Origin of the sequence: Myroides sp. N17-2 (genome assembly GCF_002286775.1) — a bacterium.
Lineage (GTDB): Bacteria > Bacteroidota > Bacteroidia > Flavobacteriales > Flavobacteriaceae > Flavobacterium.
Window position 1 is genome coordinate 1 of sequence record NZ_NSGJ01000064.1, and the last position, 19939, is coordinate 19939.

The 19939-nt window shown below is 34.2% G+C and carries 16 protein-coding genes and 2 tRNA genes; 2 read left to right on the forward strand and 16 right to left on the reverse strand.

Features of this window, described 5'->3' with window-relative positions; genetic code table 11:
- Positions 1 to 40: 40 nt before the first annotated feature.
- The 15 genes from CF599_RS17935 to CF599_RS18000 all read right to left on the reverse strand — a co-directional run bounded on the left by CF599_RS17935 (position 41) and on the right by CF599_RS18000 (position 16060).
- Positions 41 to 115: transfer RNA gene (locus tag CF599_RS17935), tRNA-Pro, on the reverse strand.
- Between the two features lie 10 nt (positions 116 to 125).
- Positions 126 to 209: transfer RNA gene (locus tag CF599_RS17940), tRNA-Ser, on the reverse strand.
- 599 nt (positions 210 to 808) lie between these two features.
- A complete protein-coding gene (locus CF599_RS19585) occupies positions 809 to 955 on the reverse strand; it encodes a hypothetical protein (protein ID WP_158221795.1) in 147 nt (48 codons plus the stop codon).
- A gap of 65 nt (positions 956 to 1020) precedes the next feature.
- A complete protein-coding gene (locus CF599_RS17945) occupies positions 1021 to 1242 on the reverse strand; it encodes a heavy-metal-associated domain-containing protein (protein WP_121967323.1) in 222 nt (73 codons plus the stop codon).
- Positions 1243 to 1408: 166 nt separating this feature from the next.
- Complete coding sequence (locus CF599_RS17950; protein WP_121967324.1) at positions 1409 to 2758, reverse strand: TolC family protein; 1350 nt, start codon at positions 2756 to 2758, stop codon at positions 1409 to 1411.
- Between the two features lie 18 nt (positions 2759 to 2776).
- A complete protein-coding gene (locus CF599_RS17955) occupies positions 2777 to 5875 on the reverse strand; it encodes an efflux RND transporter permease subunit (RefSeq protein WP_121967325.1) in 3099 nt (1032 codons plus the stop codon).
- Between the two features lie 20 nt (positions 5876 to 5895).
- Positions 5896 to 6966: an efflux RND transporter periplasmic adaptor subunit gene (locus tag CF599_RS17960; RefSeq protein ID WP_121967337.1), complete on the reverse strand. Its 1071-nt coding sequence runs from the start codon at positions 6964 to 6966 to the stop codon at positions 5896 to 5898.
- 210 nt (positions 6967 to 7176) lie between these two features.
- Positions 7177 to 7755, reverse strand: a complete 579-nt coding sequence (locus tag CF599_RS17965) for an AraC family transcriptional regulator (protein WP_121967326.1) — start codon at positions 7753 to 7755, stop codon at positions 7177 to 7179.
- Positions 7756 to 8574: 819 nt separating this feature from the next.
- The gene (locus CF599_RS17970) at positions 8575 to 9570 is read right to left on the reverse strand and encodes an IS110 family transposase (protein WP_121967327.1); all 996 of its coding nucleotides are present in this window, start codon (positions 9568 to 9570) and stop codon (positions 8575 to 8577) included.
- Positions 9571 to 9967: 397 nt separating this feature from the next.
- Positions 9968 to 11041 (reverse strand): iron-sulfur cluster-binding domain-containing protein, encoded by a 1074-nt coding sequence (locus CF599_RS17975; RefSeq protein ID WP_121967328.1) that lies wholly within the window; start codon positions 11039 to 11041, stop codon positions 9968 to 9970.
- 109 nt (positions 11042 to 11150) lie between these two features.
- Positions 11151 to 11384 (reverse strand): heavy-metal-associated domain-containing protein, encoded by a 234-nt coding sequence (locus tag CF599_RS17980; RefSeq protein ID WP_121967329.1) that lies wholly within the window; start codon positions 11382 to 11384, stop codon positions 11151 to 11153.
- 178 nt (positions 11385 to 11562) lie between these two features.
- Positions 11563 to 11928, reverse strand: a complete 366-nt coding sequence (locus CF599_RS17985) for a hypothetical protein (RefSeq protein WP_121967330.1) — start codon at positions 11926 to 11928, stop codon at positions 11563 to 11565.
- A gap of 177 nt (positions 11929 to 12105) precedes the next feature.
- Complete coding sequence (locus CF599_RS17990; protein ID WP_121967331.1) at positions 12106 to 14523, reverse strand: heavy metal translocating P-type ATPase; 2418 nt, start codon at positions 14521 to 14523, stop codon at positions 12106 to 12108.
- A gap of 88 nt (positions 14524 to 14611) precedes the next feature.
- Positions 14612 to 15175, reverse strand: coding sequence for an AraC family transcriptional regulator (locus CF599_RS17995; RefSeq protein ID WP_121967332.1), 564 nt, complete (start codon positions 15173 to 15175; stop codon positions 14612 to 14614).
- 240 nt (positions 15176 to 15415) lie between these two features.
- Complete coding sequence (locus tag CF599_RS18000) at positions 15416 to 16060, reverse strand: response regulator (RefSeq protein ID WP_121967333.1); 645 nt, start codon at positions 16058 to 16060, stop codon at positions 15416 to 15418.
- 139 nt (positions 16061 to 16199) lie between these two features.
- Between CF599_RS18000 and CF599_RS18005 the strand changes: the two genes are divergently transcribed.
- The gene (locus CF599_RS18005; RefSeq protein WP_121967334.1) at positions 16200 to 16427 is read left to right on the forward strand and encodes a hypothetical protein; all 228 of its coding nucleotides are present in this window, start codon (positions 16200 to 16202) and stop codon (positions 16425 to 16427) included.
- 138 nt (positions 16428 to 16565) lie between these two features.
- Here the strand turns inward: CF599_RS18005 and CF599_RS18010 are convergent, their stop codons facing one another.
- Complete coding sequence (locus CF599_RS18010; RefSeq protein WP_121967335.1) at positions 16566 to 18554, reverse strand: tetratricopeptide repeat-containing sensor histidine kinase; 1989 nt, start codon at positions 18552 to 18554, stop codon at positions 16566 to 16568.
- Between the two features lie 679 nt (positions 18555 to 19233).
- On the opposite strand from CF599_RS18010, the gene CF599_RS18015 reads away from it, so the two are divergent.
- The gene (locus tag CF599_RS18015) at positions 19234 to 19713 is read left to right on the forward strand and encodes a GNAT family N-acetyltransferase (RefSeq protein WP_121967336.1); all 480 of its coding nucleotides are present in this window, start codon (positions 19234 to 19236) and stop codon (positions 19711 to 19713) included.
- Positions 19714 to 19939 lie beyond the last annotated feature (226 nt).

Genomic DNA, 19939 nt, shown 5'->3' on the forward strand with positions numbered 1-19939 from the left:
TTAAGGTCATCTATTTATTTCAATACACTAAGTTTTTTCGTCGGGGTGGCAGGATTCGAACCTGCGACCTCCTGCTCCCAAAGCAGGCGCGATGACCGGGCTACGCTACACCCCGAAAAACTTAGCGGAGAGACAGGGACTCGAACCCTGGCATCGGTTACCCGATGACAGATTAGCAATCTGCTCCGTTACCACTCCGGCACCTCTCCGTTGCTTAGATAATTACTTCTCTAATGCGGTGCAAACATACCACGACTTTTTGTTATGTGCAAGTTTTACAAAGATAAAATATCTGTATTTTTTATATTTTTTTCATAAGTATTCCTATCCAATTATAAATGAGATGAATAAGAATGTGTCTTTTTTAATAAAATATTCTTGACAATGGTGATTTGCCCGCTATCCCTTGCGAATACTCATACCCAATCAAATTATTTTGTCTTTTTATATCTAAGAAATCAGCAGATCTTCTTTTAATTTATGCCAAAAGAAGCGTTTCAAAAACAACATTACTAAGATTAACGCAGTGTGTATTTGATTAGGAGTGGTGTCAAATTAATCTTCGTATTTAGTAAACCCAGATGAACATTAAGTTTTAGAGTAGTGTATCAGCATTTAGTGATATCACACTAGAATAGATAGAGGGCCAAATCACGCCTTATAATCTCTTATGTGCCAATATGCCATCACAGTCAAAAGTTGGGGACTAATTAAAAAGCTTAGTTAACCTAAATGTTATATACGCAAACAGCCTATAACATATGCTATAGGCTGTTCGTTTTCTCTATAAACTACTCATAAGAAGTCTCTAAAAGATAAGCTTCATTTTATCAGTATTATCTTTAATAGTAGCAGATTTTAATTCTTGTGAATTGCCATCAAAATAAGTCTTAAGAATAAATAAGCTACTATTTGCAAGTAAGTGTCTTGACTTACCTATACTTTTCAGTTGCATTAACCTCTCTTTTTAAAGACCGTATTAGTAGTGTTAGAGCTTTCAATATTTAATCGATGCAATGTCTAAAGGAAGTACAGTTCTGCTTTAAATCCTTTTTTCTGAATGATTTCTATTACTTCTTGTTCTGTGATTCCCTCAGATGCTACAGTAAGTATTTTATCACTATTAGTAGTATCTACATTCCAGTTGTTAATTCCCTGTGCGCTATCTAGATCAGCTGTTACTTTTGATACACAGCTTGAGCAATTTAAGTTCGTTTTGAACTGAAGGTTCTTATTTTCCATTTGATTCTTGTTTTAAGTATTATTTGATAGAGCAAATCTCCTCAAAATTCCCGTTAATCCTTTTACAGTATTCCCTATATGATTTGCAAGATTTACTGATTAAGAGGTTTTGTTATTCGTAAAGTAAACAGCGGGAGATATATGTTCTCACGCTGTTTATACACTGTTACAGACTGATTAGTCCTAATGCAAAGCGCAGTTCTAAATCAAGTATACGCAAGTTGTAAATTGCATTTAGATAGCTTATTTTAGCTTGTGTCAACGCAAGTTCAGCATCTGTTAATTCCAGTCTTGAACCCAATCCATTTTTAAAACGATCCTCTATCATCTGTTGATTTAGTGCTGCTAATTCTACTGTGTTTTGTTGTATTTGTAGTTGTGCATAGCCTTCTGTCTGTTTATTCAGAATAGTTGATAGCTCTGTTTTTACTTTTTCATTTAGATCATCTAATCGTATTTTTTCTTGTTGTGTCTTTATTTTTGACTGGTTGATTTGTGATTTTATACGATTACCACTAAACACAGGCACTGTCAGTTGCACACCTAAATAAGAAGTTCGGGGTAATACATACTGTCCAAAGTCCATATTGTCTTCCTGTGCTTGTACTTGATATTGACCTACTAATGAGAGCTGTGGCAATTGTTCTGCTTGGATTATTTTAGTCTTTTTTTCTTGCAGATTAATAGACAGTTGTTGTATAATCAGCTCTTTTCTATTCTTCTGCGCTATTTCTATAGCTTCGTCGATTTGATATAAATCATTCACATTGCTTTTCTCACCGAGGTCAAGGTTATCTGTTAATTCTATTTCACCTAAGTCATCAGTACCTATTAGTCTTTTTAACTCTATGGCAGATACGTCGATTGTGCTTTTCAAATAAGATACAGAAGATTTTAAATTGCTTACAGCTATAGAGCTACGCAGGGTGTCAGACTTTAGTCCTCTACCTTGCTCATATAGCGATCGGGAGTCTTTTAGCGCTCTTTTGTTACGTTGAAGACTTTCCTCTAATAGATCTAACTGACGATTCATCATTAGCATATCTAAATAGTGAAGAGATACATTATAAGCAACACGGCTACTTAGATCAGCTGTTTTTTCGCTTTCTAATTGTTCATTGAGCTTTGCTATTTTGACCTGTTGTAGCTTATTAGGCGCTATAATAGGTTGGTATAAGGATACATAAGCATTATAAACGTTTTTTCCACCAACAGTGATGTCTTGTACTGGTTTAGTAGAGCCAGCAAAAGAACCTGGTAAGAAGATAACCTGCCTATTGATGTAATAAGAATATCCCGCATTAGCTGAGATAGTTGGCAAAAAACCATTCTTTGTTTCTTTAGTAATCTCTTTGGTGTTTATCTCTTCTAATATCTTCATTTGCAATGTTTTATTTCCCTCTTTAGCCATTTCTAAGGCATCGCTAAGGGTAAGCTTGTTCTTCTGTGCATACAGCCCATTAACACTACTTAGAAGTGTTAAGGCTGTAGCGATATATACTATATTTCGTTTCATTTTTGTTTTCATTACTAGTTAAGCGACTTGACTATTGGCATCTTCAGAATCTTCTTCCACTATTGCTTTTTCACTTTTCTTACTTGATAAATAAGAGTACACTGCTGGAATAATAAATAGGGTAAGTATACCTGAGAATACAAGACCTCCTGCTATTACAATTCCCAATGACTGACGACTATTCGCTGTTAACGCAATAGGTAATGCACCAAATATCATCGCCAATGATGTCATCAGAATAGGGCGAAAGCGCTGTACCGCTGCTTGTATCGCGGCATCGTACTTAGATAGTCCACTTTCTTTTAAACTGTTGGCAAACTCAACGATCAATATCCCGTTCTTGGTAATTAGCCCTACTAAGGTGATAATACCGATCTGACTAAATACATTTAGACTCTGATCAAAACCGTAGAGACTTAAGATAGCTCCTGCCACAGCCATAGGTACAGTTAACATAATCGTTAATGGATCGCGTAAACTTCCAAACTGCGCTGCTAAAATCATATAGATTAATAACAAAGCAAGGATAAGTGTAAACGTGATATTACCTTGGCTCTCTGCATAATCACGAGACTGTCCTGCTAACGAAGTTTTAAAGCTATCACCTAATACCTCTTGTTTTATTCTTTCTATTTCGTCTATTCCTTCTGCTAAGCTCACTCCTGGAGCCATAGCTGCAGAGATAGTAGCCGATGTATACTGGTCATATCGATAGATAGCCGCAGGACTCACTGCTTCTTCTGTTGTAATTAAGTTACTCAGTGGGATCATCTGTCCATTTAATGAGCGTACATAGATAGCACTTAGGTCGTTATTGTCATTTCGATATTCGCGGTCTAGCTGCCCGATTACTTCATACTGGCGGTCGTTGCGTAGGTAATATCCATAGCGTTGTCCTGAGAATGAGAGTTGTAGAGTATGTGCCACTTCTTCCATAGACACGCCCATTAGCGCAGCCTTCTGTCTGTCAATGTTTATTTTTAGTTCGGGCTTGTTTATTTTTAAATCAGAATCTATAAATAACAACTTCTTACTTTGACGTGCAGCTGCTAAGAACTTAGGCAAGACAGTAGTCAAGCTCTCTAAGTTTTCTGTTTGCAACACATATTGTATTGGCATTCCACCTCCATATCGACTTCCAATAGTAGGAGGGAGGTAAGGAAATAATAAGAAGCCTCTAAACTGTCCAGATGCCGCTCCGTACTGGTTATATAGATCTTGAATACTTGATTTTCTGTCTTTAGGATCTTTAAGATAAATACTTTGTACCGCCACATTTACTGGTGCTGGAGCAGGGATAAACGAGATCGCTACCATAGAATAGGTTTGGTATAACCCATCAGTAGAATCGTTTACATAGTTTCCAACTTCATTCATATGTTTTTTCATATAATCGAAAGAGACACCCTCTGGTGCAACAGCGATTAGACTCATATTAGATCTATCTTCTATTGGCGCCAACTCAGAAGGCAGTTGTTTTCCTATAAAGTAAATTAACAACGTTGTCCCTGCTAAGAATACCCAAGCTAACCATCTAACTTTCATAAACGCAATTAGCAAATGAGCATAACCATTATTAAGGCGAACGAAAAAAGGCTCTGTTACACGATAAAACCAATTGGGTTGCTCATTTTTCTTTAAGAAATAAGCACTTAACATCGGCGTTAGCGTCAAGGCTACGAAGGCTGAGACCAATACAGATCCCGATACGACTACGGCAAACTCCATAAATAACTGCCCGCTGATACCCCCCATAAATACAATAGGTAGGAACACAGCTGCTAACGTAATAGTCGTAGAAATTACCGCAAAGTATATTTCCTTAGACCCTTTAAACGCAGCCTGTATAGGAGTCATTCCCTCTTCTATTTTTTTATAGATATTCTCTAGAACTACGATGGCGTCATCGACCACTAATCCTATAGATAATACCAATCCTAAAAGGGTCAAGATATTAATAGAAAAATCAGCGATATACATAATAAAGAAGGCTGATAGAATAGACACAGGTATCGCTATCACAGGTATAAGTGTAGATCGCCAATCTCTTAGGAATAAAAAGATAATAAGAACCACTAAACCAAAAGCGATAAACAGTGTTTCTTCTACTTCTGCTATCGAATCGCGAACTGAACGCGTAAAGTCAAACCCTACGATTAATCTGTATTCTGATGGTATATCCGCTTTTAATTTGTCTAATCGTCTGTAGAACTCGTCTACGACCTCTATGGCATTGGCTCCACGTTGTATTTGTATAGCTACTCCCACACCTATGCGGTTTAGATTACCCGTTTGGTTAATGATAGCTGTGCGTTCATTTACTTCTCCTAATTCGGCAGAACCGATGTCTTTTAATCGAATAGTGGTATTATCTACTTGCTTAATGATCATTTGTTCAAAGTCATTAGCCGTAGTTAAGCGCCCCATAGTACGAATACTTAATTCGCTGTTAGTACCTTCTATTCGACCAGCAGGCAAGTCAATGTTCTCGCGTTGTAGTGCTTGACGGATATCTTCAGGTGTCAGTTGGTACGCAGCAAGTTTATCGGGTTTAAAGCGAAGTCGCATCGCATACTTATGTTCTCCTACTATCGATACATTGCTAATACCCGGGATAGATTGTATTCTATCTTTTATCGTAGTAGAGGCTAAGTGACTCACTTCCTTAATGTCTTTCGTATCGCTCTCTACTTCTAAGAAAGCAACTAAGTTATCAGGTGAGGAAGCCTTCTGTACAATAGGTGGATCCACATCCGCAGGAAGTTGTTTTTTTGACTTAGCCACTTTATCTCTCACATCGTTTAGTGCGTCTTCGATGTTCATCTCTCGGTTAAACTCAATCGAAATAACACTTACTTGCTCTCTTGATTCAGAAGAAATAGTGCGTATTCCATTAGCTTCAGCTATGGATTCTTCCATTGGTTTAGTGATCTTAGATGCGATAACATCTGGGCTTGCACCTGGGTAAAAGGTTACCACTGAGATAACTGGTGGTTCTGTTAACGGGAATTCTCTAATCCCTAATTGTTTCCATCCCACTATTCCTAACAGAACAATTAAGAGGGAGAACACCCCGGCTAATACCGGTTTCTTTATACTTAATGATGATATACTCATAATGTAATTTTGTATTTTGATTATTTGGCCACAACAGCTTCTACAGGAGTTCCATCTCCTAAGCGCAGCATATTTGAAATAATGATTTGATCACCTGTGACAAGGCCTGATGTGATAATAGCGTCTTTCTCTGTTCTATTACTAATAGCGACAGGCATTGCTTTTGCAACTCCATTTTTAATGATGAATACAGAGTAACCTTTTTCTGCAGGCATTAAAGCTTCAGTGGGTACTAAGATTCCTTTGTCTGCTTGATCAGCAACGCTAACGTAGACTTTAGCCGATAGTCCAGCTCTGAATTGGTCATTTGTATTAGGAGTTAGTGCTTGTACTAATAAACTTCTTCCTTGAGCATCTAATCCTGGCTCGATAGCGTAGATCTTAGCTGTATACTCTTTATCAGTCACTTCAGTAGCGAATCGTACTTGTTTACCCATTTGTATCAGTGAAGAATACTTCTCTGGGATAGTAAAATTAACTTTGATGCTACTTAGATCTTGTAATATCACTAAAGGCTCTCCGGGTACTACATAAGCTCCTAAGTGGACTTTCGAAATACCTATCTTCCCTGCAAAAGGTGCTCTAACACGTGTTTTTTCTAACTCGACATATAGCAATTCTTGTTGTGCCTCTAAAGAGCGAAAACGCATTAAGACTTCGTCATACTCTTGTTGTCTCACTGTTTCGGACTGTAATAAATTGCTCATTCTTGTTTTATTTACACGAGCTAATTCTAATTCGGCACCTACTTGTTTTAGACGGGATTTAATATCCGCATCATTTAATTGGTATAGTAAAGCTCCTTTCTGAACATAACTCCCGTCTTTAAATGCGATATGAGTGATCTTTTGTGGTAATTCACTTACGATAGAGACTTCTCTGTTGGCAACCATTGTACCTACTACTGCCTCTTCTTGAATCAACGTTTGTTCTTGGGCTGTAATGATATCAACAGGCAGTTTACTTGTTGCAGCATTATCAGTTGCTTTCTCTTCTGTTCCTGTTTCTGATTTATTCTCACAAGCAAGCAATAAAATGCTCAATAAGGGAATTAGCAATCCTATTTTGAATATTGTAGATTTATATAACATAATCTTCTCTTTAATTATTAATACTGTATTAAATTTCAAAGACAAAAGTACAGGGGAGTAGTATCTCATATTATATAGAATTACCGATAAGAATTACACAATTTACACTTCTACAACGTTGTTAATTTTGCTAAAATTTATAGTTTAAAGAATAAACCCCTTATCTCTAAAGTGAGATAAGGGGTAGGTTGATTTTTAGAAAAAAGACAATTATTTATTATTTGCTGATCGGTTAATAAGTTCGATCTTATCCTGTCTGATCTTTTGATAATGAGAAGGAGTAAAGCCTGTGTGTTTTTTAAGTTGGCTAGATAAGTATGCCGAGCTACTATAGCCTAATGCGTACGCTATTTCGGATAAAGACAAGTCACTATAGACAAGAAACTCCTTGATCTTTTCAATCTTTTTAGAAATAATAAATTGCTCTAAAGTAGAGCCTTCTAAGGACGAAAAGAGAGAGCTTAATGAATCATAGTCTCTGTGTAATTCTTTACTTATAAGGGCTGATAATTTCGTAGACTCACCTGTGTCGATACGCGCTTGAATACTGCTAATCACAATGGTTTTAATCTTCTCTATTGTTTTTTGATCTTTATTGTATAACAATTCAAAGCCATTGTTATCTAGCATTTCCTTAATAGCTTTTTCATCTATAGGTATCTTCTTATTATCATTTAAGGTTACTTCTCCTAAGCGAATATCAGTAACTTCAATATCCAATTTTAAAAACTCTTGTAACAGAACGTAAATACACCTATCGCAAACCATTCCTTTTATTAATATTTTCATTGGGTTAGGGATAATTAGTATTAGGCAGCAAAGATTGTTTTATAATTAGGTTAGCATATTACACTATTCCTTAATTAATTTATGATATTCTAAGTTTTCGAATTGGGCAATATCAAGCTATTGAGACCGTGTTTATTTAGAATAATCAAGGGTGTAGTAAAATCATATCGTTTTAATGTTTATCTTTGCAAAGCAATGAATATCAATTTTATTGGAATTTTTCAGACCATTCTTCTAGGTCAATATTTAAAAATAATCATATCATTTGTTAGTAGGCTAGAATAGGGACTTTTATGCAGTCTTGGTTTGAGTGAGTCCATAGTGAGTCCATTATGAGTCCATAGTGACTCCATTAAAAAGGCTGTTTTAATGGAGTCACTATGCTCTCACGATGCAGTTAGTATACATTCATATAAATGGAGATAGAAACAACTCTAAAAGATGCTACTAACAAGGTGGTTTTGGATTTGGGTAGGGTAGAATAAGTATAATCCTTAAGAGATAGGATCATTGATTTCTAATAGAATAGAAACGTTTAACGACTGCAAGTTACACATTTAAATAGATATTTAGCGATATAGTCAACTAAAATAAATGGACTGTATTTACTAAGTTTTATACCTTAAATCTGCAGATAATGTTTAAACGCGAATGAATTGTACAAAACAGAGTAAGATTAGATTACTATGATAAAAGCAAATGATTATTAATATATTTCATTCCTTATTTTTGAGAATAATTCAATAAAATAAGGCATGTTTAACCTGAGGGTAATATCAATATTATCCTCTATTTTGTTTATAATTTACAGTATAAGACTTATGCTACTTGACGTACTTCATAAGCTTTTTTATCCCTAACACAAGCGCATATACGTTCTACAAGCTTATTTCTAACATTGTTTAATACAAGCATTTTGTGCTTTCCTTCTGCAACTTTTCTCTCATAATAGGCTTTCATCTCAGGATCATGTTTAACACTTGATAATGCGCACATATGTAAAAGTTTTTTAAGCTTTTTATTGGCCATAAAATGAACTCTTGGTTTTCCTCTTATACTTTTACCAGAAGTGTATTCAAAAGGTACGACGCCACAATAAGATGCCAGTTGTCTTGATGTTTCAAATGATGTAAACGCATTGGTATAGCATATTAGAAACATTGCTGTAACATCTCCAACACCTCTTACAGAAGTCACACAATCGAATATCTCAGATACCTCTTGATTCTCTCTAATAAGAGTATTTAACTGTTTCTCAATCGCCTTTATAGCGTTCTCTAATGCCTTGAGAATAGCCTTATCATTTTTAGATAATACCTTATACAGTTCATCATTAAATCCCTTGAGTTCTTTGGTTCTTACTTCCATAGCTGTCTTATGAGCTATATTCATATCTCGTTGTCCCAATAGAACTTGAATCTTATCCAATACATCCTTTGAAGCCTTAAATAATTTTGCTTCTTCTTGATTTTTTTTAGCATACAATGCTATTCTTGTAGAATCTACTTTGTCATTCTTTCCCCTTTGTATTCCACTACTTTTTATTATTCTATAAGCCATTTCCACCCATAGATTGCAATTTTTTGAAAGTAAAACATCTACTAAAATATTTTTATAAATACCTGTATGTTCCATACATATCAATGTTTCCTCTACACAACATCCTTCGTTTTTCATCCACTTAATAAATTGATTAACTCCCTTCTTAGTGTTGTCAAACTGATTGTGTTTATAAGAATTAGCATCTATATAAATAGCTGCATCAAAATACTCTTTGGAAATGTCTATCCCAATAAATTGTGTAAATTTGTCCATATGATAATTATTTAAAGCAACCTATTACTAAAGGATTATCTAAACCTTGATACTAGACCTCGACGTCTTAATTACTAGTCTGATACTTTTTAGTAAAATCAACAAGATCCTTTTCTAATTATAAGCCATTATGCTTTGTGATTAAATTGGTACATCTTGCTGATTAGGTTGTTTTATTTATTCTCTACAAAATTATCATATTCTCTCTTTACAAATCTAAAGGATTAAAGCACACTGTAGTGTGGTTTTAGAGCTAATCGAAGCTATGTAAAGTAGAATTAATTCGTAGTAATCGGTAGTTGCAGATTTGAGGTTATACTTAAACCCAGATTAGAGGTCTATCATATAATCTGAGTTTAAGAAGTAGGATATAACCATAACTAAATGGACTATTAGGCTATCCTAATAGACTAATAGTCACATCTTCATCCATTGGGTAACTTTGGCAGAGAAGGATTATTCCCTCTGTTATATTAGATTCAGTCAGTACGCGATTACTAATCATATGTACTTCACCATCCATTTTAATTGCCCAACAAGCTCCACAAGTTCCATTCTTACAAGAGCTCGGTACACTTATTTTGTGTTCTTTAATGGCTTCTAATAGAGATTGATTGCTTTTGACTTCTACCATAGCTGTACATTCATACGTCTGTACATCATCATTAACAAGGGTATCTTCAAAATAGTGAACGAAGATATCTCTTGATACATCATTACCTACTATACTAATCTCTTCTTGAGTCTCAATATCAAAAAACTCAGCATGTATGTTCTTTTCAGCTATATTTAAACTACTTAGCGCTTCCTGATAGAGATTCATTAGCCCAGTAGGACCACAGATATAGTAGTGTGCCTCAATGTATAAAGGGGTATATTGCTTAATTATAGCCTGTATGCTCTCTATAGAGAATCTACCTGCAATATGATTTGGCTGTGTGGTATTAACCTCTTGGTTTGTAAAGGAGTAGTGTGCTGTTAGTTCTCCTTTTGTTTCTTTATCAAGTAAGGCCTCTCTAAAAATGGTTTGTTCAGGTGACTTATTACTATATAGAAGCAAAGGGACATTTACATTCGTAGTGATGCTTTCTAACATCGATAGCAGTGGCGAAATACCACTACCTCCACCTAATAAAACAATAGGGAACTGCTCACTAATCTCTTTGTCTAACACAAAATTGCCAAAAGGGCCTTGGATATCCCATTCTGTAATAGATGCTGCGTTATCTACAAGATAATTACTCATTAGTCCGCCCTCGACACGCTTTACTGTTACACAAGGATATTGATCTGTTGGGCTTGAACTTAAAGAGTACGACCTGATAGTAGACACTGAATCAATTAGGCAATTAATATTGATAAATTGCCCAGATATAAAAGGGAATACTTCTGTATTGGTATCAAAGTATATACTGATGGTATCTTCTGTTTCTTGAACGATCTTATGTGTATTCCAGTGGTATTTCTTCATTTGTAATTATTAGAGCCAAAGGTATACTTTGACTATTTATTATAAAAAACAAAAGGGATAAAATACACCAAACAAATGATATACTTATCCCTGATATTATAGTTCTTATTTAGTTACCACAGCATCCTGTAGCACAGTCAGATGGTTGATCTATTTTATAACCTGCTTTTTCGATCGCTGTAATAGCCATTGTTTCTGCTTCTTCATTTTCGACAGAGAAGGTGATCATACCAGCTTCTGTTTTGGCCATTGTTAAGCCATTAATATCTTTAACAGCATCACTAACTCTTGTTTGGCAGTGTGCACTTTGCATTGAAGGAATGCTTAATTCTATGTTTTTCATATTGTTTAATTTTATAATTCAAATTTCTACATTATTAGGCAGTTTACTATTAGACTATTACCTAATAGAGTTATAACATTTACTGATTTACGATCGAATTAGAAAAATAGCTGCTCTATACTCATAGAGCACACTATCTTTCAGGTATTCAAAAAAGTAATAAGCAATATTTGTGGTTTTATAATTTAGCTGTTGAAGGGTGATAATCAGGAAGAGTTTTAACTCTTACCGTGTCTATTCCTTGTAGAGACCAAGTGATCGGTAACATCTTCATATAATCACACTTAGGGCATTCATCACCTTCTACACCGATCATTTCTTTATGTATAGGGCATCCAGTGATTAAGTGACCATTCGCATCTAGCGCCTGTCCTAACTCATTCTCGTATTTATTTACTTGATCTCCATTAGTGGTGTTAGCTACATCCACAGTATGCTCTTTATGATCGTGTACTTCTTTAGGTGCATCATTCTTGTTTGCGCAAGAAGTAATCAATAGCCCCATTAAGGCGATTAGCATTACTATCCAGTTGTTTGTTTTCATCTTTATATTGTTTTAAACTATTACCTTAAATCTGCAACCACCATTTACTGCGAATAAATTCTACTTTATATAGCTTCAATTAGCTCTAAAACCACACTACAGTGTGCTTTAATCACTAATTTCGCTCTGTTTTGTATAATTCATTCTCGTTTAAATGTTATCTGCAGATTTAAGGTATTATTTCTTCCATTTTAAGCGTAAGCTGTTGCTGACTACACTTACGCTACTTAGCGCCATAGCTGCACCTGCTATCATAGGGTTTAATAAGAAACCATTAATAGGGTATAGGATACCTGCTGCTAACGGAATACCGATTAGGTTATAGATAAATGCCCAGAATAGGTTTTGTTTTATTGTTGCCACTGTTTGTTTAGACAGTCTGATAGCCTGAGGTATTTTAGTAAGATCAGAAGAGATAATAGTCATCTTAGCCACATCCATGGCGATATCACTACCTTTACCCATCGCTATACTTACATCTGCTGTAGCTAAAGCGGTACTGTCATTAATACCATCACCAACCATCGCTACCACTTTCCCTTGCTGTTGTAATTCTTTTACGAAGTCAGCTTTGTGTTGAGGAAGTACCTCTGCCTTATAATGTAAGATACCTGTCTGCTCTGCGATAGCCTTAGCCGTAGCTTCGTTATCTCCAGTAAGCATATACAACTCGATACCCATCGTTTGCATTTCTTTAATTGCCTGAACTGATGTCTCTTTAATTTTATCAGATATAGCGATTACGGCAAGTGCCTGTGTATTATCCGCAAACCAGATAACGGTTCGAGATTGTTTACCCCATTGATTTGCTTGTTCTTGTAGTTGATCCGCTATTGTAATATTGTTCTCTAAGAGTAACTTTTTATTACCAACGTAATATGTTTTAGCATCATAATCAGCCTTAGCACCCTTACCTGTAATACTGTCAAACATCGATATAGAAGTAATTGCTACCCCTTTTAAATGTTTGACTACAGCTTCTGCTAGTGGATGTTCTGATTGTTTCTCGATGCTCATTAGTACATCTTTTCTTACATCCTCATCGTTTAGCCATTTGACACCTGTTACTTGAGGTCGACCTTCTGTTATAGTACCTGTTTTATCTAAAACGATGGCATTAACTTTCTTCGCTAATTCAAGACTTTCAGCATCTTTAATAAGGATACCGTTCTCAGCACCTTTACCCACACCTACCATAATCGCAGTAGGAGTAGCTAATCCAAGGGCACAAGGACATGCAATAACTAATACAGTGACTGCTGCTAATAACCCCTGTACTACGCCATTATCTCCGCCAAGTATTATCCATAAAACGAAAGTGACAAGAGCAATACCAATAACCACAGGAACAAATATACCTGCTATCTTATCTACTAACTTTTGCACAGGAGCTTTACTACCTTGTGCATCTTGCACCATCTTAATGATCTGAGCAAGCATCGTTTCTTTACCTACCTTGATAGCTTTAAATTTGAAGCTTCCTTTTTGGTTTATCGTTCCTGCGAACACCTTCTCATCTTCTTTTTTAAGCACAGGTATAGGCTCTCCACTTAGCATACTCTCATCTACATACGAACTACCAGACGTAACCATACCATCTACTGCGATCTTCTCACCCGGCTTTACTAAAAGAATATCACCTACATTTACTTCTTCGATAGGTACTTGTCTTTCTGTTCCGTCAGCCTGAATAACCATAACTGTTTTGGGTTGTAACCCCATTAACTTTTTGATGGCAGAAGACGTATTTCCCTTTGCTTTTTCCTCTAATAATTTCCCTAAAAGGATAAAGGCTATAATCACTGCCGCCGCTTCGAAGTACACGTGTGCGTGTAGTCCTCTCTGATGCCAAAAGTCCATAAACAGCATATTAAACACACTGAATAAGTAGGCTATACCTGTGCTCAAGGCTACTAAGGTATCCATATTAGCAGAGCGGTTTTTGGTTTGTTTCCATGCATTGATAAAGAAGTCTTTACCAAACCACAGTACTACAGGGGTAGAGAATAACCACATAATCTCATTGCCATACGGCATATCCATAAAGAACATACCTATCGTCACTACAGGTAGTGATAATAGTACAGACCAAATGGTTTTACTCTTAAGTTTTTTGAATTTTTCGGTGTGAATAGCTTCTAATGATTCTTGTTGTAGCATTTCGTCTACTATCAATAAATCATAGCCTACAGCCTGAACTGCTTTTTGAAGTTTAGTGGCGTCTGTTATATTAGGAATATATTCTACAGTCAGATTACCCGTTGCAAAATTGACAGAGGCATCTACTACACCTGCTTCGAACTTCACAATGCTCTCTGCACTACCTGCACAAGAGGCACAAGTCATCCCCAATACAGGGAAAGTGTTCTTTACCGTAGGGACACCATATCCCATATCTTTAACAACCTTAACAGCTAATCCTACTGTTTCGATATTAGCAACACTGATGGCTGCTCTTCTGTTGTTTATCTCTACTTTAGGGTTTTCAACTCCTTTAACCTGTCCTAATCCTTTCTCTACGATTAAGGCACAGTGCTCACTATCTACATCCTCTAACGGAATATAAACTATCTCTCTATTGTTATTTGTTGCCATATTTATATTGCTTTTATTACAGTACAAATTTGGCAACAAAATCAAACAGAGCTATTACGGAATTAAGGAATTGATTTGTAACATTTACTTACACCTTATCTAAAGACTTTCTTTTGTCTTCTCTGATTTGCTTAAAGTAACTTGGTGTTAATCCGGTTACTTTCTTAAACTGATTACTTAGATAGGCTACACTTGAGTAGTTTAATCTGATGGCGATCTCGCTTAAAGACAATTCGTCATAAACGAGAAGTTCCTTTATCTTCTCTATCTTCTGAGCGATAAAGTACTTCTCTATAGTAGTACCCTCTATCTCCGAAAAAAGGTTAGATAGGTAGTTATAGTCGTGATTTAGTTTTTCACTTAGTAAGTCAGATAGGTTACTTTTAGATTCGTTATTCTGATAATGCACCAGCTCAACGATAGTATTCTTAATTTGCTCTATAAGTCTACTTTTCTTATTATCTATCACTTCAAAACCCAATGGAATTAAAGCAGCCTCAAGAGCCTCTCTATCCTTTGGATTCAATTCTTGTTCCAGAGTGACTTCTCCTAACTTGATACTTTCTATGGCGATGTTTAGTTTAGATAATTCGTTCTCTATAACCATTATACATCGGTTACATACCATGTTTTTTATAAATAGTGTACTCATTTTCTTTAGATCAGATTCTTATTATTAGAGCAAAGTTAGTATTAAACCCAGATTAAGCACTAGCCAAATACTGCAAAGTATTTCTACTTCATATCTCTTTCATTTCTGCTAAAATCATACTACAGTATGCTTTTTTCATAAATTCAGAGCTTTTTACATAATTACTTTTCGTTTATATGTCTATCGCGTATTCCGGGTTAAAATAACTTAGTAGTGCTGTTGATTATTATATCTAGTAGGTTATATAAACCCCTGTTTTTTTGCTTCTCTTAGCAGTCCGTTATTTTCAGATACATTAAATACTTCTTTTAATAGAACGATATTACGCTGTACCGAACTAAGGCTTTTGTGTATTAGCGAGGGTATCTCTTGGACTTTGTATCCTTTATCTAGAAGCATTAATATCTGTATGTTATCTTCTTGTAATAAGATAGTTCTTTGGTTCATTGAGACTAATGCCTGCTGTGCTTTATTAGATCTATAACTATCCCCTTTTAGGGTGCATTCTATAGCATATATTAATTCTTCAGCATTCACGTCTGATTTGATTAACAGAGCATCAGGTCTCACTTTTTTATGGATATTATAGACTATGGTTATTTCTTCATGTGCTGTAATGATTAGTGTTTTTAAAGGAGAGTATTTGCCTGTCAAGTGCTTCGCTAAGTCTATCCCATTCTCTAAGCCGTTATATGCCTTACCAATGTTATAGTCAAGTAATAAAAAATCTATAGTTTTTACAGTATCACATAATGATATAGCGTCTTCGATGTTAGTCGCTTCATGAAAGATAGCGGTTGGGTATTTACTTGTGATAATAGCTTTATAGCCATTAATAATCATCGGGTGGTCATCAACAATAAGGAAGTGGTAGGTTGTATTCATTTATAAAAATTAACATTTTTAAAGTTTTTCAATTCAGTAATTTTAAATACGCATTAGTATTTTTGGAATTAGTGAATGATAAGCTGAATTAGGGCTTATGTTGTAAAAGTATATAAGTAGGATTATAAAATAAAGTAAAATGAACAAAAAGATTATTTATGCATGTTTAGCAGTGCTAGGATTAATGATGTATTCATGTAGTGTAGATCCTTTAGAGAAAGATAGTAAGCCATTAAACGCTACAGACGCTTTAAAAGAAGAAGGATTTAGTAAAGGAAAAGACTCTTTAAAAGTGAAAGCTTTTAGTCAAGAGATGCTAGAGAGTGCAGATAATATAGATAAATACGTAGATAAAGGAAAGAAATAATATATACATCTGAATTAGTTAGTTCACACAGATTACACGTGTATATATAAAATGATCATTGTCATCGATTATTTTTATAAAAAGAGGCTTGTTTATAGCCTCTTTTTTAGTTTTATATCTCAGTGAGTAGGTAGTTAACTATGTGGGAATAGTTAGAATGATAATAGTTCCATCGCTAGTAGAGGTAATTGTAATAGTTGCTTTTAGTTGTTTAGCTCTATTGTTAATATTCTTTAGACCATTGCTGTTTTTTAAAGTTTTATAATCAAATCCAATACCATCATCTGTTATGGTTATTTTATTACCATTCTCTATTTTAGAAATTGAAATAATGCAGTTTCTTGCATTTGAGTGTTTTATAACATTTTGAATTGCTTCTTGGACAATTCTATAAATATTTATTTTGTCTTCATAAGAGATATTACCCCAATGGTAGCTTTTTGAGATTATGAATTGAAACTTCTGATGTTCTGAATTGTTCTTTTCAATTAATTGAGCCATTATTTCAGAAAATCCCTGTTGGATAAACTCTTGATTCTTTAAATCATGAGAGATTAATCGCACTTGATCTTGAACCTTCTCTATTTCACTTAGAATAGAGGTCGAAGCTGTGCTATTTTCAGAATGAGATAGATTTAAGCGAATAATAAACAAAGAATTGATAATTCCATCATGTAGTTCCTGACTAATTCTATCGCGTTCTTTAGTAAGTACCTCTTGTGATAACTGTTCTTGTTCCAAGAATAATTTATAGATTAGTTCTTTGTTTTCTTGATCTTGTTGTATGTATTGAAGTCTTTTTAGCTTGTTGCGATAAAAGATAAAAAATAAGGCTAGGATAGCTATTAGCACTGTTATAACAGCAGATATAAGTAGCTGAGAGTTCTCTTTTTTTAAATTTACTATGTTTCGTTCTAGTTTTTCGCTTTCGTATTTTATCCGAGCAAATTTGTTTCGTTTATTTATCTGAAGTTTATTCATACTATCATTAAAAGAATAGTATAAACTAATGTACTTCTGTGATTCTGACTGATCAGTGATACTTAATGCTTTTAAGCTTTTTAGAATGGTGTTATTGGCATGTGTTTCATTAGATATATTATAGGTATACTTATAATATTCAATTGCTTTTAATGTATCTTTTTTCTTTATAGATAGTTCAGCCAGTCTAAAGTTATTAGCAGTCAAGCTCTGTTTGTAAGACATTTCTTTGCTAATTTTTAGAGATTTTATTAGAAGTTCTTCTGCGTCTTTAAAGTTATTGAGGTTCACATTTAATGTACCTAAATTGGTTAGCACAATGGTATATAACTCATGTTTTATATTTAAATCTATTAGTATGTTATTTGCATAATTTAGATATGTCTTAGCATTTAAATAGGATTTTTGATTTAAATATAAATTGCCAATATTGTTATAACAACCAGCTTTAGAAAGTTGTAGTTCATCGTCAGAGATGACCTTATTCTTGTATAATTCTTCTAGGATATGAATTGCATCAGAATAGTATAGTAAAGCTTCGCTAGGCTGTTGATTAAGGTCAAGAATATTACCCAGATTTAAGTATATTTCGTATAATAATCTGTTTTTAGGTTTGTTGTCTAACGTTGCAAGAGCGTCTAATGCTTTGTTTTCTGCTTCTATGTAGAGTCCCTCTCTAAATAGAACAATAGATTTATACTGTTGCATTTTTGCAATGTCATCAGCAGAGTTTAAGGTTTGATATATTTGGTCAGCCTTATCATAATAGATATAGGCGCTATCAAGTTTCATTTTATAGTCAAAATAGTCCCCTATATACCATAGTGATTTTGCATTTAATATAGAGTCGTTATTTCTTACAGCTATTTGATTTGCTTCTTTAGAGTAGAGAAGGTACTCATCATAAAGCTCAAGATTATATGCTTTAGCTGCTATCTGTATGAGTTGTTCTCCGTTGGAGTTATTACTCTTGATTAGGCTAAATAAAGAGTCAAGTGTATGTTTGTTTTCAGAAAGTGTTCTATTGTTGGTTTCTATATTATCAATCAGCTTTTGATTAACAACTAGGTCGTTATTGTGTTTTTCTTTTTGGCAGCTACCAAGAAGAAATAAAAGCATTAAGAGATTAAGATAGATATATTTCATTCTTTTTAATAGGTTTATTTATTGTAGAGTAAGATGTTTGATATTTCTTTCTCTCTTATAAATGTAGATACTGAACACAGTTTTAATCGAAAAATGTACTATAATGATGACTAAGTTATCTTAGATGCGTAAAAATAGGATAAAAACGTTAACAGGACAAGTATTATAATTAGGAGAGAATAGATTGGTTTTAGTGACTTAGTTGAATAAATTTTAACATTTATGAAGTTTTAAACTCATACTTTCTTAAAGTATGAATTCTGATGAAATAGATGTAAAAATAGAAAACTATATTTGCTTCAGTAAATGCTTAGAAACATATACTTATGCTTTAAAAAGCGTTATGAAAATTATTATAATACATGAAGATGCATACAATGTTTAGTTGATTTACATTGTATATTATAAAGTCACTAAAGACAAAGATGGTAATTGTGGGGACAAAGGCTAAAATAACTAGTATGGTAGGTTATTTTAGTTTATCCATCTAAGTCTGCTACCTAATAGGGGTGACTTTATTTTTCTTCAGCACAGAGGCTCTTCTTGATTTATTCTACACCTTTCCTTTATTGACATTAGCATAATCTATGCGTTATTATCTTCTTCGAAAAGACTATATTTGTTTAGAGACTTAAGTGAGTAATAATATGATTTTTAGCTAGTAGATAAGAATAACCTTATGTCATTAGAACACATTTACCCTCATTATAAAATAGAGTTGATTACAGATGACTCTAGATTACCCTATCCATTATTGTTATTAGCAGACGAGACTGTAAAGGCTATAGATAAATATGTCTTTAAGAGTGATGTTTATGTACTTACAGAAGACGGAGAGCAGTTGGCAGTATTTTGTCTTTATAAGGTTGATAAAGATACTTTAGAGATAAAGAATATAGCTGTCTCTGATGAATTACAAGGGAAGGGAATAGGAACGTTACTAATAGGAGAGATAGTTCGTATAGCTAAAGATTGTGGCTATGTAAGGTTAGTCGTAGGCACGGCAGACTGCGGTATTGATCAGATCAGGTTTTATGAAAGAAATGAGTTTGTGAAGTATGGGATTAAGAAAGATTTCTTTATAGAGAACTATGACGAACCTATCATTGAAAATGGAATCCAATTGCGCGATATGGTTATGTTGGAAAGATATATTTGAACCTAGATTAAGCATTAGCCAAATACTGCAAAGCAATTCTACTTCATATCTCTTTCATTAGTTCCAAAACCATACTTTAGTATGCTTTACTCACTAATTCAGAGTTATTTTGGATCAATCTCAAAAGTTGTGTGTGAATTAAAAACTACAGATCTTTGTAATGATAAATAATAAACGTGGAAAACTATATTGAGTTTATAAAAATGATTTTACCTGAGTTTTTAGT

What these genes read in the sequence shown, in the direction of transcription:
- CF599_RS19585 (WP_158221795.1), bottom strand. Translation starts at nt 955, where the DNA reads ATGCAACTGAAAAGTATAGGTAAGTCAAGACACTTACTTGCAAATAGT.
- CF599_RS17945 (WP_121967323.1), bottom strand. Translation starts at nt 1,242, where the DNA reads ATGGAAAATAAGAACCTTCAGTTCAAAACGAACTTAAATTGCTCAAGC.
- CF599_RS17950 (WP_121967324.1), bottom strand. Translation starts at nt 2,758, where the DNA reads ATGAAACGAAATATAGTATATATCGCTACAGCCTTAACACTTCTAAGT.
- CF599_RS17955 (WP_121967325.1), bottom strand. Translation starts at nt 5,875, where the DNA reads ATGAGTATATCATCATTAAGTATAAAGAAACCGGTATTAGCCGGGGTG.
- CF599_RS17960 (WP_121967337.1), bottom strand. Translation starts at nt 6,966, where the DNA reads ATGTTATATAAATCTACAATATTCAAAATAGGATTGCTAATTCCCTTA.
- CF599_RS17965 (WP_121967326.1), bottom strand. Translation starts at nt 7,755, where the DNA reads ATGAAAATATTAATAAAAGGAATGGTTTGCGATAGGTGTATTTACGTT.
- CF599_RS17970 (WP_121967327.1), bottom strand. Translation starts at nt 9,570, where the DNA reads ATGGACAAATTTACACAATTTATTGGGATAGACATTTCCAAAGAGTAT.
- CF599_RS17975 (WP_121967328.1), bottom strand. Translation starts at nt 11,041, where the DNA reads ATGAAGAAATACCACTGGAATACACATAAGATCGTTCAAGAAACAGAA.
- CF599_RS17980 (WP_121967329.1), bottom strand. Translation starts at nt 11,384, where the DNA reads ATGAAAAACATAGAATTAAGCATTCCTTCAATGCAAAGTGCACACTGC.
- CF599_RS17985 (WP_121967330.1), bottom strand. Translation starts at nt 11,928, where the DNA reads ATGAAAACAAACAACTGGATAGTAATGCTAATCGCCTTAATGGGGCTA.
- CF599_RS17990 (WP_121967331.1), bottom strand. Translation starts at nt 14,523, where the DNA reads ATGGCAACAAATAACAATAGAGAGATAGTTTATATTCCGTTAGAGGAT.
- CF599_RS17995 (WP_121967332.1), bottom strand. Translation starts at nt 15,175, where the DNA reads ATGAGTACACTATTTATAAAAAACATGGTATGTAACCGATGTATAATG.
- CF599_RS18000 (WP_121967333.1), bottom strand. Translation starts at nt 16,060, where the DNA reads ATGAATACAACCTACCACTTCCTTATTGTTGATGACCACCCGATGATT.
- CF599_RS18005 (WP_121967334.1), top strand. Translation starts at nt 16,200, where the DNA reads ATGAACAAAAAGATTATTTATGCATGTTTAGCAGTGCTAGGATTAATG.
- CF599_RS18010 (WP_121967335.1), bottom strand. Translation starts at nt 18,554, where the DNA reads ATGAAATATATCTATCTTAATCTCTTAATGCTTTTATTTCTTCTTGGT.
- CF599_RS18015 (WP_121967336.1), top strand. Translation starts at nt 19,234, where the DNA reads ATGTCATTAGAACACATTTACCCTCATTATAAAATAGAGTTGATTACA.